The following is a 13,529-nucleotide window of genomic DNA, read 5'->3' as shown; positions in this document are numbered from 1 at the left end:
TGTTGTGTACATATTAACTCTAAAGTGGAGATATATCCAGTCATTACTGGGTATTTTTTATCTTTTTTGACACTTACAATTCTACCACAAATTTTGACAAAGTGAGGTCAATGTTAGGTCACACTTAGTGTAGGGGTAGGTTACTGGTAGGTCAAGGGTAGGTCAGGGAGAGGTTACTTTTCCAAAGAAAATCCCATTTTCATATACACTTCCCTAACATGGTCTAAGACCTTACGTCGCCAATTTCTAACAGTACTTCGACTAATATGAAACTCTCTCATCAAGCTATCCCAATTACTATCTGACTTAAGCATGGATTGCGCAAAATCATACAAATCTCCCTTTAGAAATTTTAAAGCCATCTCAAAATTATCAAGGTCATTAGCCAATCGGATATACCGCTGCGATAAATCCGCCAATTGTTCCTCATTTTCTTGAATCATCTTCTCACGAAAATTCAGTGCAATCATCTCTGACCGTTGATTAGTAGGTGTACTTTTAACTCTAGGTTCATCAGATTTTTCAAAAACGAGTGAACCAATAACCTCATTTTCTGTCACTGGTTTGAAATGTTCCAAACGATACTTTAACATCTCCAAGTCACTTTTGAGTTCATTGTAATTCGTCAGTATGTGCTCTGCCTTATCCATCTGCCCCTCCTACTTGTGCTTTAACAGCTGCAATCAGCCGTTCTTGTTGTGCATCTTTATTTTCTAGTGCCTTGAGGATTTCCTCATCAATCGTTCCCTCAGTCACAATGTGTTGGATAATAACAGTCTCAGACTCTTGTCCCTGTCGCCAAAGCCGTGCATTCGTTTGTTGGTATAGTTCCAACGACCATGTTAAACCAAACCAGACCAAGTGGTGACCGCCTTTTTGGAGGTTCAAACCATGACCTGCTCCAGCTGGATGAAGTAAGCCAACTGAAACATTACCTTTATTCCATTCACGAATATCTTCTTCTGTTTTCAACACCCGACTCTTTACCTTGAGTTTTTCTAAACGACCCAGAATCCGAGCCAAGTCATGTTTGAACCAATAGGCAACTAAGACAGGTTCTCCATTCGCGGATTCGAGGATATCCTCAAGGGCATCTAGTTTCTGTTCATGTAATGCCACAACCGAATGATCATCAGAATATACGGCTCCATTGGACAACTGAACTAACTTGCTCGTAAGGCTTGCAGCATTGGCAGCAGTTACTTCTAGTCCATCTAACTCTGACAATACATACTCTTTCTTAAACTGAATGTATTTTTCTTTTTCCTTTTCTGTCATGCGCACCAGTTTCTTGGTAGAGATCAATTCAGGCATATCCAGATAATCTAGGGCTTTCATGGAAATGGTAATATCACTAATCTTGTCTTGAATTTGACACTCCGCATAATCCATGGGGATGTATTCATAGACAATGTTTCCGTTGCGACGACCTTCTTCAAAGTAGCGACTACGAAACTCACCGATGAAGCGACCAAGACGTTCTCCTCCATCAATGACTTTAAACTCTGCGAACAAGTCCATCAGTCCATTAGAACTCGGTGTTCCTGTTAGTCCAACAATACGTTTCATGTAAGGACGCATTGCCATAAAGGCTTTGAAACGCTTGGACTGCCAAGACTTGAAAGAACTCAATTCATCAATCACTACCATATCCCACTTGAAATAGGGACTACATTGTTCCACCAGCCAAGGTAGGTTTTCACGATTGACGATATAGATATCCGCATCTTTCTGAAGAGCTACCATTCGTTGCTTGGGAGTACCAACTATTTTCGAATACCGTAAGTGACGCAACTCAGACCATTGCTCAATCTCATCACTCCATACTGTATTTGCGACTCGAAGCGGGGCAATAACCAAAACCTTTGTGACTTCAAATCGGTCAAACATCAATTCATTCACTGCAGACAAGGTTGTAGCCGTCTTTCCCATCCCCATGTCTAGGATGACTGCTGCATGAGGGTGACCCATGATGAAGTCCTTGGCGACTACCTGATAGTTATGTAATGTCAATTTCATCTAGCACTTCTCCAATCATCTCAATGCGGTCAATGACATAGACCTTAAAGCCTAATCGCTCGAATAGTTTATGTCTTGACCCTTGTAACTTCCTTGGCTTTTGGTCAGGAGCCTTCACTTCCGCCAAGCCAAACTTGCCATTGGGTAAAAACACCAACCTGTCTGGCACACCAGAAAAAGATGGAGATACCCACTTAGGACAAATCCCTCCTCGAGCTTTCACAGACTTCACCAAAGCTTGCTCAACGTACTTTTCTCTCATCGTTCTAAATCCTTTCGTCAAATTGAAGTGTGTAGGTCTAGTGCAGTCATTTCCAAAACTCCCCTTATAGGCTTTTTTTATAGTAATTTTTGCTTATAGGATAGTTTTAGAAAAGACCATAATAGACCTACACAAAATCAAAAAATGTCACTCATGTTGGTCGTTTTAAGCATTTATCTGAAACCTCATTCAAAATAAGTTCCAACCTTTCAGTCAACGACCTACACACCTAAAATAATCAAATACCTCTATTGTGGAAGTAAGTTGGCTAAAAATGTTGGTCATTAATCTAAGAAATCATAGCCATCATCAACCAATTTCAAACCAAGAATGAAGTTACCTTTACTTGTCCGTTTTCGTTTAAAACCTGCCTGATCAAGAGCAGAATAAAAATCGGTCGTACTGCGTGTGTACTCCATGTTTTTGGCGCAATAGGCACGATACTGACTGTAAAGTTCTCCTGATTTTTCTGACAACTGATCACCAACTTGACAACAATCGCTAAGAAAATGTCCCAACCAGTCATTGGCTTCTCGGTAAGCTTTGACGGAAGCTGATACGGCAGTTGGTACTTTTGTTTTGAAGTTCGCTTTGATGGCTTTTTCTGCACCTTCTATAATCCAAGACATGATTGCTGGTGCTGCATTGTCGTACAGATAATCCGCAAAGTTTTTGATGTCAGAGCGACCAGTGATTTTGGCGTTAAACGGGATAACAACCAAACGTCGCCAAGTTCCATCATCGTTCGCCCCTACTTTAGGCAGATGGTTAGTGTAAAGAACCAGCGTGTGTGAGGGCACGAAGTGGAATGGATCCTTGTACTTCTTCTCTGCTTGGATTTCATCTGTTGAGGTAATCTGCTTAACAACCGCAGTATTGAGTCGCATCCCTTCTGCCATTTCAGAAGCAATGACCAGACGTTTCCCTTTAAGCTCAGCAAGCTCAGGACTGACATTACGCTTGTTTGACATAGTTAAGGCATCCGCAGATAATTTACCTGAATAGCTCCCTAGCACACGAGCGATGGTATTCCAAAAAGTAGACTTGCCGTTCGCTCCGCCTCCATAGGCAATAATCATGTGTTCCTGATAGACCTTACCGATAGCTGCCATACCAATAATTTCTTGAACATAGTCAATCAATTCTTGGTCATTACAGAAAAAGGTGGCTAAAGTTTCCTGCCATAATCCCATTCCCTGATCACTAGGGGAGACTGCGGTTATTTTTGTTATGTAATCTTCAGGATTGTGTTCTTGTTGCCCATTTATTCCTTTTCGTAAATCATAGGTAGCCTCTGGGGTATTGAGTAATAAGTCATCACTATCTAATTCTGACAATTCTACTGAAAGCATTGGTTTAGCTGTATTATAGACAGCCATCAAATTCTTATAGTCACGATGTTTCATGACAAATTTATGAAACTCTTTGGCAGCTAGATAGGCTTTTAAATACTTCAATTGAAGTGGAGTTTCAACTGCTTTTTCTAGATGTTTTCCTCCAGCCTTAATGGTCAATTCATCAATACCTGAAGACTGAAGTTGTTTTTCTGCAGTTTCCAAGAATGCATTCGCTTCAGCAAGTTGTTCATCGGTAAAGTGTACAACTGCACCTAATGCCAACTGTTTATTCTCACGCCAGTGAGTTCCGTCATAGTAAAGATAGTCCGTTGCATTGGTATATGCGAGCCTGTTCGCATACTCTCTAGCAAGAACTCCCGCTTCCCCAACATCAGAGTAATCATCTGGTTTTAATGTTTCTCTATTGAAAGCGTCGGGAGCCACGTAGCCTTTAGATGTTTTTATAGTTCTATTGTAGAATCGCACAGCACTACCCCAGATGGTATCTAACTCTGCTTTATCAAGTGGCGGTACACATTTCTGAGCCTGTTCATCAAAGCCATCTCTTGATTCTTGCGTTACTCCTAAACGTTTTAGAATTTTTGCTGCAAAGACTGACATGGTAGAGTTACGACTGCCTTGCTGGATTGGACCATTTGGTGGCGTATAGAAGTCTGCATCGAAATCTTCCCCGTCATCAATAGACACAGCTTGAAACAAATCTTCATCAATAGTTAGCCATGAATCATGCCATATAACCTGTGCATTGGGATTTCCAAAGAAGAATCGTGCCGCATCCTTGGCATTATCATCAAAAAACTTGTATTGATTACAAAGTTCTTCCTTCATTGCTACATAGATGTCTTTATCCGCTACCTCTTCAATCTGAAAATAGATGTGAAACTTCGGTCGAGGTGCTTTGCCACCTTTAGCCTTCAAATGACTTCTACTGGTGACCAAGGCAAAATTGTAATCCGCAAAGATTTCTTTTAATCGTTCTACAGTTATCCATTCATCAGGATTTTCTGTGTGATCATTATCAATATCCATGACTAACACATCTGACTTGATAAAGTTGACATTGGAGCGAGTATTTTGGACAAAAAGACCTGCCACATGGTCGAATTGAGCTACGTTTTGTAAGATAGCTTTATCAGTGATAGTTACCATATTTGGATAGACCGTAGTTGTTTGTATTCCTGTCTGTCCAGAATGAGATAGGGTAAATTTCATTTGATATGCCTCCGTCTTTAGTTTTTAAATTAGGAAACTTGCTTCCTACCTTACTAAGTAAGAAACAGAGATGATTTTCCGCACTTCCGAAAATTTTATTAGAAAAATAAAAGTTTCCTATTAAATGCACAGGAAACTTTTTTATGTTCAAAAAATTATAGTGAGAAGCGGAAAAACATCTCTTAGATCTACTTAGTAAGATGTAAGGGATAAAAATATTCCTTACAAAACGGAAAAATCATTCGAAACCTTACTTAGTAAGATAGGAGGACCCAATATGGCAAACGAACCATACATCAAACCTGATGAAGACGTAGCTGATACTCTCATAGCTATCAGCGTCATCTCAAAACTACTCGCTAAAAAAATTATGGAGGAAGAAAGTAATGAGCAAAATGAAAGAACTGAATAGACTAATTCATGATATGGAAGAAACCGCAAAGTACTACCTTCGATTGGTGGATGAGTTCAAAAAACTCCTATCTACTGATGATGAAACAGTTCCTGAACCAATATCACCCAAATCTGAACCACAAAAGGAAATTCAATTGGAGGATGTCCGTGCAGCCCTTGCGACCAAAGCTAAAGACGGGTTTAAAAATGAGGTTCGCGCTCTTCTAAATACTTACGGTGCTTCTTCTCTATCAGCTCTTGACCCTAAACACTTTGCGGCAGTCCTTGAAGAAGCTGGAGGGATTGGTAATGACTAACCATGCCATTCTATCCGCATCTGCTTCACACCGATGGTTGAACTGCCCACCATCTGTTCGTCTCACCGAAGATTTACCAGACACAACTTCTGATTTCGCTCTTGAAGGGACGGATGCCCACGAGTTGTGTGCTTATCTAGTCGAGAAAGCTTTAGGTAGGAATGCGCGTGATCCGACTAAGGATTTAGCATTTTACAATCATGAAATGCAGGATTGCGCTGAAGAATACCGCAACTACGTCATGGAACAAGTCGAGAAAGCCAGAGGCTACTCTCGTGACCCTACAGTTCTTATCGAACAACGACTGGACTTTTCTAAGTGGGTACCTGAAGGATTTGGAACTGGGGATTGCATCATCGTGGCGGATGGACTTCTTCAGGTAATTGACTACAAGCACGGGCTTGGTGTTCTAGTTGATGCAGACCACAACTCTCAGATGATGTGCTACGCTTTAGGAGCTCTTGAGATGTTTGATGGACTTTATGATTTTGATAAAGTCACCATGACTATCTTTCAACCACGAAAACATAACATATCTACCTTTGAGATAGAAAAGACAGAGTTGCTTGAATGGGCTGAAAATGAACTCGCTCCAAAAGCTGAACTTGCATTCAAAGGTGAAGGGGAGATGCAGTCTGGTAAACACTGCCAGTTCTGTAAACTAAAGAATATCTGTCGAAAGCGTGCGGAGGATAATTTGGCTCTTGCCAAGATGGAGTTTGCGAATCCAGATACCCTTGATAACGAGGACATTGCAGAGATTTTGCCTAAACTAGATTTGTTGATTTCATGGGCAAACGACATCAAAGCTTATGCATTAAATCAAGCAACAGATGGACATCCTATCCCAGGATATAAACTGGTTGAAGGTCGCTCTGTTCGTAAATTCTCAGATGAGTCAGCTGTTAGCCAAGCTGTGATTGAAGCTGGCTATGACCCTTATGAGAAGAAACTACTAACCATTACAGCCATGACTAAGTTACTTGGCAAGAAAACCTTTAATGACCTCCTTGGTGGTCTCATAATAAAACCAAGTGGTAAACCAACACTCGTTCCAATTGACGATACCCGTCAAGAGATGAACCTAGCAAAAAATGAATTTAAAGAGGATTAACTATATGACAACTAAAGTAATTACAGGACCAAACACTCGCTTCAGCTACTTAAATGCCAATGAGCCAAAATCGATTAACGGTAGTATTCCCAAGTACAGTGCCTCACTCATCATCCCAAAAGAGGATACTGTCACCATTAACAAAATCAAGGCTGCTATTGAGCAAGCATACAAAGAAGGTGAGTCAAAACTCAAGGGCAACGGTAAATCTGTACCCGCATTATCTACTCTGAAAACACCGCTTCGTGATGGTGACCTTGAACGCCCTGATGATGAAGCATACAAAAATGCTTACTTTGTGAATGCCAACTCTCCACACAAACCTGGGGTGGTTGACGGCAATCGTCAAGAAATCATTGATACATCAGAATTGTATTCAGGCATCTACGGACGTGCTTCTATCACCTTCTACGCATTTAATTCCAATGGCAATAAAGGGATTGCTTGCGGTTTGAATAACTTGCAAAAATTGCGTGATGGGGAACCCCTCGGAGGACGCACTCGTGCTGAGGATGATTTTGCGACAGAAGACGATGATGACTTTTTGAACTAGAAATGGAGAATTAGATTGATGATGTATACTATTTTAACTTGTACTATTATGGGCCTCTGGGTGCTTATCGGACTATACTTCGGGTATATGACCATTAGAGATGATATTCGAAATGAAATGGAACGAAAGGCAAAGCAAAATAAAGAAAAACTTAGCCAAACACCACTCAGTCGAAAAAACAAATAGAACTTTAGGTGGCAGTACTTCTGTCACCTTTTTCAGAAAGGACGTACTATGCCAATTAGAGAACTCAGCATTGACATCGAAACTTATTGTGAAATTGACTTACGAAAATCTGGTGTCTATCGCTATGCGGAGGATAACAGTTTTGAAATCCTTTTATTTGCGGTATCTGTCGATAATGGACCAGTTACTGTATATGACTTAACTAAAGAGAAATTTCCACAAGATATCCTTGAGGCCTTGGTGAATGATAGTGTCATAAAATGGGCATTCAACGCTTCATTTGAGCGAATTTGCATATCCAACTGGCTCAAGAAATATCATCCTGAATTCTTATCAGATGGATTTCTCTCGCCTAATTCATGGCGGTGTAGCATGATTTGGTCCGCATATTTAGGACTCCCACTTTCCTTAGAAGGGGTTGGAACAGTTCTCAAACTCAAAGACAAAAAGATGAGAGAGGGGGCTGACCTCATTCGCTACTTCTGCGTACCTTGTAAGCCTACCAAAGTCAATGAGGGACGAATTCGCAACTTTCCACATCACGCGCCTGACAAGTGGGCTACATTTATCGATTACAACAGACGTGATGTTGAGGTCGAATTGGCCATCAAGGAACGACTGAAAAACTTCCCAGTACCTGATTTTGTTTGGGATGAGTACCTCCAGGATCAGATTATCAACGACCGAGGTATTGGCATAGATGTTGATTTTGTTAAAGCAGCAATCAAAATTGATACAGAGAGCAAAGCTCAAATCCAAGAGGAACTGAAAGCTTTAACAAGTCTAGAAAATCCCAACTCTGTTCTACAGATGATTGGCTGGCTACGTGAACATGGAGTAACTACAGATTCACTCGACAAAAAAGCGGTGAAAGAACTTCTCAAAATGGTTGATCATACGACTGCTCAAGTTCTTAAACTTCGTCAGCAAGCCGCCAAATCAAGTGTATCCAAATATCAAGCCATGATGAACTGTGTTTGTAAGGACGGTCGAGCAAGGGGGATGTTTCAATTTTACGGAGCTAACCGTACAGGTCGATGGGCTGGCCGTTTGGTACAGCTTCAGAATTTACCACAGAACCATCTTCCTGACCTAGAGGAAGCTAGAGAACTTTTCAGAACAGGTGACTTAGAAGCTACTGAGCTACTCTACGACACACAAGATACCTTATCTCAACTTATCCGAACGACCTTTGTCCCTAGTAAAGGAAAGAAATTCATTGTTTGCGACTTTTCAGCTATCGAAGCTCGAATCCTGTCCCACTTGGCAGGGGAGAGATGGCGTAGTAAGGTATTTGAACTGGGAAAAGACATCTACTGTATGTCCGCTTCTCAGATGTTTGGAGTACCAGTTGAAAAACACGGACAAAATTCTGAATTGAGACAAAAAGGGAAAATTGCGGAACTTGCTTGCGGATATGGTGGTTCAGTCGGTGCACTCAAAGCCATGGGAGCAATTGATATGGGACTATCGGAGGAAGAACTCCAACCACTAGTGAACTCTTGGCGACAAGCAAATCCCAATATCGTTCTCTTATGGTGGGATGTCGATAATGCTGTAAAGACTGCTGTAAAGGAACAAATTCCAACATCTACTCACGGTATTCAATTTGAAGTAAGAAGTGGCATTCTATTCATTACACTCCCATCTGGTCGTAAATTAGCATATATTAAACCAAGAATTGGAGAGAACCAGTTCGGTGGAGAGTCCGTCACTTATGAGGGAACTGGAACTGCTAAACGTTGGGAGAGGTTAGAAAGTTATGGTCCAAAATTTGTGGAGAACATTGTACAAGCTATCAGCCGTGACATTCTTGCATACTCTTTGAAACAACTGAAAGAGTTTAAAATTGTAGGACATGTACATGATGAAGTAATAATCGAATGCCCAATGGAACAAAAACTTGATGAGATTGCATTATTAATGGGGATTGCACCAGACTGGATGTCTGATATTAACCTTCGTGCCGATGGATACGAATGCATATTCTATCAGAAAGATTAGCAAAAAATCGCCACCTCACAATTGAGATGGCGATTCTGTTATTTATTTAATTCTTTGTAAAGCTCAAACCCTTCTTTCTTAGTATTATTGACTTTTTTATAGCCTGCAGATTTCTGAACTCCTAGTTTTTCAAAGATTTCCTTATTCTCATAACCATCAAATAGCATTTCCAAAATTTCTGGTGCTTGAAAGTTTGATTCTGCAAGTTTTGATTTCAAAAACTCAAATTGATCCATGAATAGATAAAGCTCAATCCCATCATCAATAACTGGTAAATCTTGTTTCTCTGTGAATGCTTCCCAGGATGAAACTTTAGGGGCATTTTTACTCGGCTTACGAAAATCTTTGAGATAATCATTAACTGAGTTGTCATACCACCAGACCATCTGTTCATAGTCCTCTTCTGCGACTGGAACAAAGGCAGTTAGTATTGAAATACCCATGATACGACATTGACGAAACGTGCCACGTAGCAAACCTGAATGATGTGAAGTCATGTAGTAATCCTGTACAAACATAGGTGCTAGTACTTCACTTTCAGTTGGATGTACTCCAGTTGATGAAGATTGAGCTTGGCAGTAGTTGAAAAAGTTGACATTGATTGTCATGATTGATTGGCTTTCCAGTTAATACCGAAAGCACACATGACAAATCAAGGCATGCAAAAAATATTCTTGACCGCATAGTTACTTTCCTCTATGTTATCGGTCAGCCAATTTCACAAGCTGAAATAGTTTCCCACCATCTCTACATCTGAAATTATGGTCATCGTCATGACTCCGTATTGACAGAAGGTGTTCTTGATAAGTCTAGTATAGTACCATTGAACGAAATGGTACACAGCAAAAAATGAGGGGTAGAACAGCTTCCCTCATTCAATAAAATCGTTAAAATCAGTGTTTTTGAAACTTCCTTTCACATACTTAACTTGATGACCTCCACTCTCAAATACACGCATAACAAACAAAAAAACACCCCTCAAAATTTGAAGGGTGTCGTTAAAATTATTTTTCCCAAAATTCAGGAATCTTCATCTCTATCAACTTCTGGTTGCATTCATAAGCTCCCAAATGATAGTAATATCTCAGCAACATCTTATAAGCACAATGAGTCGGCATCTCATCTCTAAATGTTGTACCACTCTTTTCAATCAACTTAAAGCTAAAGTCAGGATATAGCTTCATTCCAAGAGTAATCCCCATCATCTTTTCCAGTTTCCTACTCGCATCTCTTTGAGTTTCAAAACGCTGAATAGTAGATAAACTAACACCTGATGCCTCAGCAAGATCTTCTTGAGTGATGTTTTTGCGTGTACGATGGTAGATAAGCATGGCACAAAAGCCACTCGGCATCTCATCATTGATTCTGACTACCTCTTCAAATATTCGTCCACTATCTAGAATTATTGAACCATTAACAATATTGGTGAACTCAGAGAAATCCACCTCTATTTCAACCGTCGATTTTCCACGATACATCACATACTCATTAAAGATAGTGATCGATATAGACTTATTTTTATCTGTCTTATAGAAAATATCAAACAATAGGCAACACTCATCCATATGTTTGTATGCATAGTCTGTCATTTCGTAAATACCGTACTCCACCATGTTCACATATTGAGGATCATTCAAGCAAAAATGGTTATCCACATAAACATATCGACCTGAATCCATCAACTTCCTAAACTGTTCATTCTTCCAACTCAACAGACAAGCGTTGGGAAAGGCAATAGTGAAGCTTTTGTTTTCAGTCATAGCTTTAAGTTCACAACCATAGCTTCGTAGATATTCATCTCCAACGAAATTATAAATGCCTTCAAATTCATGATAGCCCAATTGTTGTAACCGAATTTTAGCCGCTAGGCGAGAGACCTGAAAGAATTCTGCGAGGTCATCTATGATTCTTTCAAACATGGTTAATTTCTCATCACTAGCATATTTTAAGGAGTAGTCTGTAAAGAGTTGATTGACCTTTTGCCTTGTCATGGACTTAGGCATCAGAATTCTAGCAGCAATTCCATTTGCCTGCCACTCCATCCAGTCATAGTCTCTCCACTCTGATGAACTAGAGATAGTGTTATCTCTTAGACTACTACTTCGTTTATGATTCTGATCAAATAGCATTTTATACTCATTATGATGACGATGGAGCAACCAGTGAACTGATTCATGGACTATTGTATTATTATAACTCCCTTGATTACGCAAGCAGATAACTTCGGGATCTACTAAAATAGTCTTTTTCTTCACGAGTCTTGATTCTGGAGTATCCTCATCATAAAATAGAACTTCTGTATCTTTGAAGACCATCTCTCCAAAAATGGAACTATCCTCTGTTAACTTACCCTCCATCTTAGTCAATCCGATATTGGCAAGATAGCCATCAATCGGCAAAGCCATGGGAGCTTCTAGTGCTTGAGGGTAATATTGCTTCAAAATTCCTTCCGCAATCTCATCCATATCCTTAGCTTTAATGTATGGAACAAATTCTGGACTAAGACCTAATTCACTATTATCATAATCTTTTGGATCAAAGGGATTAACCTGAAGAACTGTAAAATTATGTATTCCTTCATTCAACTCATACTCAACCGTCATTCTTAACCACAGATTGGCACTATCTATTTCATAGCCATACTTCGTCTGCCCCTTAATTTCAAGAGAAGCAATGACCTGAAGTTCAGAAACAATTATTCCGTCTCTAACTTTACGAGACAAGACTTTCTTTATCGCAAAATCATCCAACTTCTTAAAGTTTGGGTCTTCAACAGTATGTGACTTGACCGATATATAGGAACGGTGGTGGTAAATATAATTATCTACTGCTTTGAAAATATCGTTATAATAGTTTGATTGAAGCAATTTTTCGAATGAATTAAACGCCATATCCTGTTCTCCTAAAACATAGTGCTATCGAGATTTGAATTACAAACATACCTACTCTTTACTCTTGCTTTATATTATACACTATGATATAATTTTGTCAATCTATAAAATGACAAAAGGGGTGAGAAAATGTTTTCTGCCAGTAAGTTAAAAGAATATCGATTAACCAATCATCTATCCCAAACAGCTATCGCAAACGAACTAGGGGTCACAAGAGCCACACTGTCTGCTTGGGAGACAGGCAAAACTGTCCCTAATAAGAAACACCTCAAAGAACTGGCTCAAGTCCTCCATATAGAAGCAAGTAACCTTCAAGAAGAACATCCCCACCTCACCCTCTACAAACAACTCAACAAGACAAACAAAAAGAAGGTCGATGAGCTAACTCACAACCTTCTCATGGAACAAAAGGGTTCTGTTGCAAAGTTTTAAATAAAGAATAAAATCCCTTACGGTATCTATGATTTAAGCTGGGATTCCCAATAATACCTTGATTTCAGTACAGACCGAAAACCCGAAGAGAGTGCCTTCTTTTCGGGTTTTCTTATATAATCCTCGGATGGCTTCCATGCCTTTAATCGTTGTAGAGGCAGTGCGTAAACTTCGATAGAATTTATTGCGTCTCTTTACTGGACGATGGTCTTGTTCAATCAAATTATTCAGGTATTTAATGGTACGATGTTCTGTCCCTTGATAAAAGCCGTATTCTTTTAGTTTCTTAAAGGCACTTGTAATAGAGGGGGCTTTATCTGTGACTACAACCTTCGGTTCATCAAACTGCTTCACTAACCGCTTAAGAAAAGCATAGGCTGCTTGTGTGTCCCGTTTTTTACGTAACCAAATATCCAAGGTTAAACCATCTGCATCGATGGCTCGATACAAATAATGCCATTTTACTTTAATTTTGATGTACGTTTCATCCATTTTCCATGAATAAAAGGATTTTTTATTTTTCTTTTTCCAAATTTGATAGAGTAGTTTGCCATATTCTTGCACCCAACGATAAATCGTCGTATGAGAAACGTTAATGCCACGATCATATAAGATTTCTTGAACTTCACGATAGCTAAGGTTATAACGAAGATAGTAGCCCACGGCTACAATAATCACATCCTGCTGAAATTGCTTTCCTTTAAAATGATTCATCGTCATTCCTCCTGCTATCTTTTTCTATTATTCTACCTTATTTGATAGTAGATTTAAAACTTTGCAACAGAACC

General features: G+C 39.6%; 13 protein-coding genes. 6 read left to right on the top strand and 7 right to left on the bottom strand.

Annotated elements, in window-relative coordinates:
- Window positions 1-173: 173 nt before the first annotated feature.
- The 4 genes from ODU46_RS07790 to ODU46_RS07775 form a co-directional block, all read right to left on the bottom strand.
- Window positions 174-650 carry a hypothetical protein gene (locus tag ODU46_RS07790; RefSeq protein WP_024412698.1) on the bottom strand — a complete coding sequence of 159 codons (477 nt, stop codon included), beginning with the start codon at window positions 648-650 and terminating at the stop codon, window positions 174-176.
- Window positions 643-2,019, bottom strand: coding sequence for an SNF2-related protein (locus tag ODU46_RS07785; RefSeq protein ID WP_024412699.1), 1,377 nt, complete (start codon window positions 2,017-2,019; stop codon window positions 643-645). Before ODU46_RS07785 ends, ODU46_RS07790 begins: the two co-directional genes overlap by 8 nt.
- On the bottom strand, window positions 2,000-2,281 hold the full coding sequence (locus ODU46_RS07780; protein ID WP_024412700.1) for a VRR-NUC domain-containing protein: 282 nt from the start codon (window positions 2,279-2,281) through the stop codon (window positions 2,000-2,002). Before ODU46_RS07780 ends, ODU46_RS07785 begins: the two co-directional genes overlap by 20 nt.
- 284 nt (window positions 2,282-2,565) lie before the next feature.
- The gene (locus ODU46_RS07775; protein WP_099832213.1) at window positions 2,566-4,851 is read right to left on the bottom strand and encodes a phage/plasmid primase, P4 family; all 2,286 of its coding nucleotides are present in this window, start codon (window positions 4,849-4,851) and stop codon (window positions 2,566-2,568) included.
- Between the two features lie 277 nt (window positions 4,852-5,128).
- Here ODU46_RS07775 and ODU46_RS07770 point away from each other — a divergent pair, with 277 nt between their 5' ends.
- The 5 genes from ODU46_RS07770 to ODU46_RS07750 all read left to right on the top strand — a co-directional run bounded on the left by ODU46_RS07770 (window position 5,129) and on the right by ODU46_RS07750 (window position 9,418).
- A complete protein-coding gene (locus tag ODU46_RS07770) occupies window positions 5,129-5,263 on the top strand; it encodes a hypothetical protein (protein WP_398579473.1) in 135 nt (44 codons plus the stop codon).
- A complete protein-coding gene (locus ODU46_RS07765; protein ID WP_018374789.1) occupies window positions 5,238-5,561 on the top strand; it encodes a hypothetical protein in 324 nt (107 codons plus the stop codon). The genes ODU46_RS07770 and ODU46_RS07765 overlap by 26 nt, the downstream gene beginning before the upstream one ends.
- Complete coding sequence (locus tag ODU46_RS07760; RefSeq protein ID WP_018374790.1) at window positions 5,554-6,675, top strand: DUF2800 domain-containing protein; 1,122 nt, start codon at window positions 5,554-5,556, stop codon at window positions 6,673-6,675. Before ODU46_RS07765 ends, ODU46_RS07760 begins: the two co-directional genes overlap by 8 nt.
- Before the next feature lie 4 nt (window positions 6,676-6,679).
- Complete coding sequence (locus ODU46_RS07755) at window positions 6,680-7,228, top strand: DUF2815 family protein (RefSeq protein WP_018374791.1); 549 nt, start codon at window positions 6,680-6,682, stop codon at window positions 7,226-7,228.
- 234 nt (window positions 7,229-7,462) lie between these two features.
- Window positions 7,463-9,418 carry a DNA polymerase gene (locus tag ODU46_RS07750; protein WP_398579471.1) on the top strand — a complete coding sequence of 652 codons (1,956 nt, stop codon included), beginning with the start codon at window positions 7,463-7,465 and terminating at the stop codon, window positions 9,416-9,418.
- A 38-nt stretch (window positions 9,419-9,456) separates the two neighbouring features.
- Here the strand turns inward: ODU46_RS07750 and ODU46_RS07745 are convergent, their stop codons facing one another.
- Together ODU46_RS07745 and ODU46_RS07740 are read right to left on the bottom strand one after the other, a co-directional pair.
- Window positions 9,457-10,026 carry a hypothetical protein gene (locus ODU46_RS07745; RefSeq protein ID WP_398579470.1) on the bottom strand — a complete coding sequence of 190 codons (570 nt, stop codon included), beginning with the start codon at window positions 10,024-10,026 and terminating at the stop codon, window positions 9,457-9,459.
- Window positions 10,027-10,422: 396 nt separating this feature from the next.
- On the bottom strand, window positions 10,423-12,309 hold the full coding sequence (locus ODU46_RS07740) for an XRE family transcriptional regulator (RefSeq protein WP_024376919.1): 1,887 nt from the start codon (window positions 12,307-12,309) through the stop codon (window positions 10,423-10,425).
- A gap of 129 nt (window positions 12,310-12,438) precedes the next feature.
- On the opposite strand from ODU46_RS07740, the gene ODU46_RS07735 reads away from it, so the two are divergent.
- Complete coding sequence (locus ODU46_RS07735; RefSeq protein ID WP_029743928.1) at window positions 12,439-12,741, top strand: helix-turn-helix transcriptional regulator; 303 nt, start codon at window positions 12,439-12,441, stop codon at window positions 12,739-12,741.
- Window positions 12,742-12,774: 33 nt separating this feature from the next.
- Here the strand turns inward: ODU46_RS07735 and ODU46_RS07730 are convergent, their stop codons facing one another.
- Window positions 12,775-13,455 carry an IS6-like element IS1216 family transposase gene (locus ODU46_RS07730; RefSeq protein WP_029180466.1) on the bottom strand — a complete coding sequence of 227 codons (681 nt, stop codon included), beginning with the start codon at window positions 13,453-13,455 and terminating at the stop codon, window positions 12,775-12,777.
- Window positions 13,456-13,529 lie beyond the last annotated feature (74 nt).

It is taken from the genome of Streptococcus sp. 2020WUSS089 (genome assembly GCF_044427405.1).
GTDB lineage: Bacteria > Bacillota > Bacilli > Lactobacillales > Streptococcaceae > Streptococcus > Streptococcus hashimotonensis.
The sequence above is the reverse complement of the archived record's forward strand: the minus strand, read 5'-3'. Positions and strand labels throughout refer to the sequence as shown.

What these genes read in the sequence shown, in the direction of transcription:
- ODU46_RS07790 (WP_024412698.1), bottom strand. Translation starts at nt 650, where the DNA reads ATGGATAAGGCAGAGCACATACTGACGAATTACAATGAACTCAAAAGT.
- ODU46_RS07785 (WP_024412699.1), bottom strand. Translation starts at nt 2,019, where the DNA reads ATGAAATTGACATTACATAACTATCAGGTAGTCGCCAAGGACTTCATC.
- ODU46_RS07780 (WP_024412700.1), bottom strand. Translation starts at nt 2,281, where the DNA reads ATGAGAGAAAAGTACGTTGAGCAAGCTTTGGTGAAGTCTGTGAAAGCT.
- ODU46_RS07775 (WP_099832213.1), bottom strand. Translation starts at nt 4,851, where the DNA reads ATGAAATTTACCCTATCTCATTCTGGACAGACAGGAATACAAACAACT.
- ODU46_RS07770 (WP_398579473.1), top strand. Translation starts at nt 5,129, where the DNA reads ATGGCAAACGAACCATACATCAAACCTGATGAAGACGTAGCTGATACT.
- ODU46_RS07765 (WP_018374789.1), top strand. Translation starts at nt 5,238, where the DNA reads ATGAGCAAAATGAAAGAACTGAATAGACTAATTCATGATATGGAAGAA.
- ODU46_RS07760 (WP_018374790.1), top strand. Translation starts at nt 5,554, where the DNA reads ATGACTAACCATGCCATTCTATCCGCATCTGCTTCACACCGATGGTTG.
- ODU46_RS07755 (WP_018374791.1), top strand. Translation starts at nt 6,680, where the DNA reads ATGACAACTAAAGTAATTACAGGACCAAACACTCGCTTCAGCTACTTA.
- ODU46_RS07750 (WP_398579471.1), top strand. Translation starts at nt 7,463, where the DNA reads ATGCCAATTAGAGAACTCAGCATTGACATCGAAACTTATTGTGAAATT.
- ODU46_RS07745 (WP_398579470.1), bottom strand. Translation starts at nt 10,026, where the DNA reads ATGACAATCAATGTCAACTTTTTCAACTACTGCCAAGCTCAATCTTCA.
- ODU46_RS07740 (WP_024376919.1), bottom strand. Translation starts at nt 12,309, where the DNA reads ATGGCGTTTAATTCATTCGAAAAATTGCTTCAATCAAACTATTATAAC.
- ODU46_RS07735 (WP_029743928.1), top strand. Translation starts at nt 12,439, where the DNA reads ATGTTTTCTGCCAGTAAGTTAAAAGAATATCGATTAACCAATCATCTA.
- ODU46_RS07730 (WP_029180466.1), bottom strand. Translation starts at nt 13,455, where the DNA reads ATGAATCATTTTAAAGGAAAGCAATTTCAGCAGGATGTGATTATTGTA.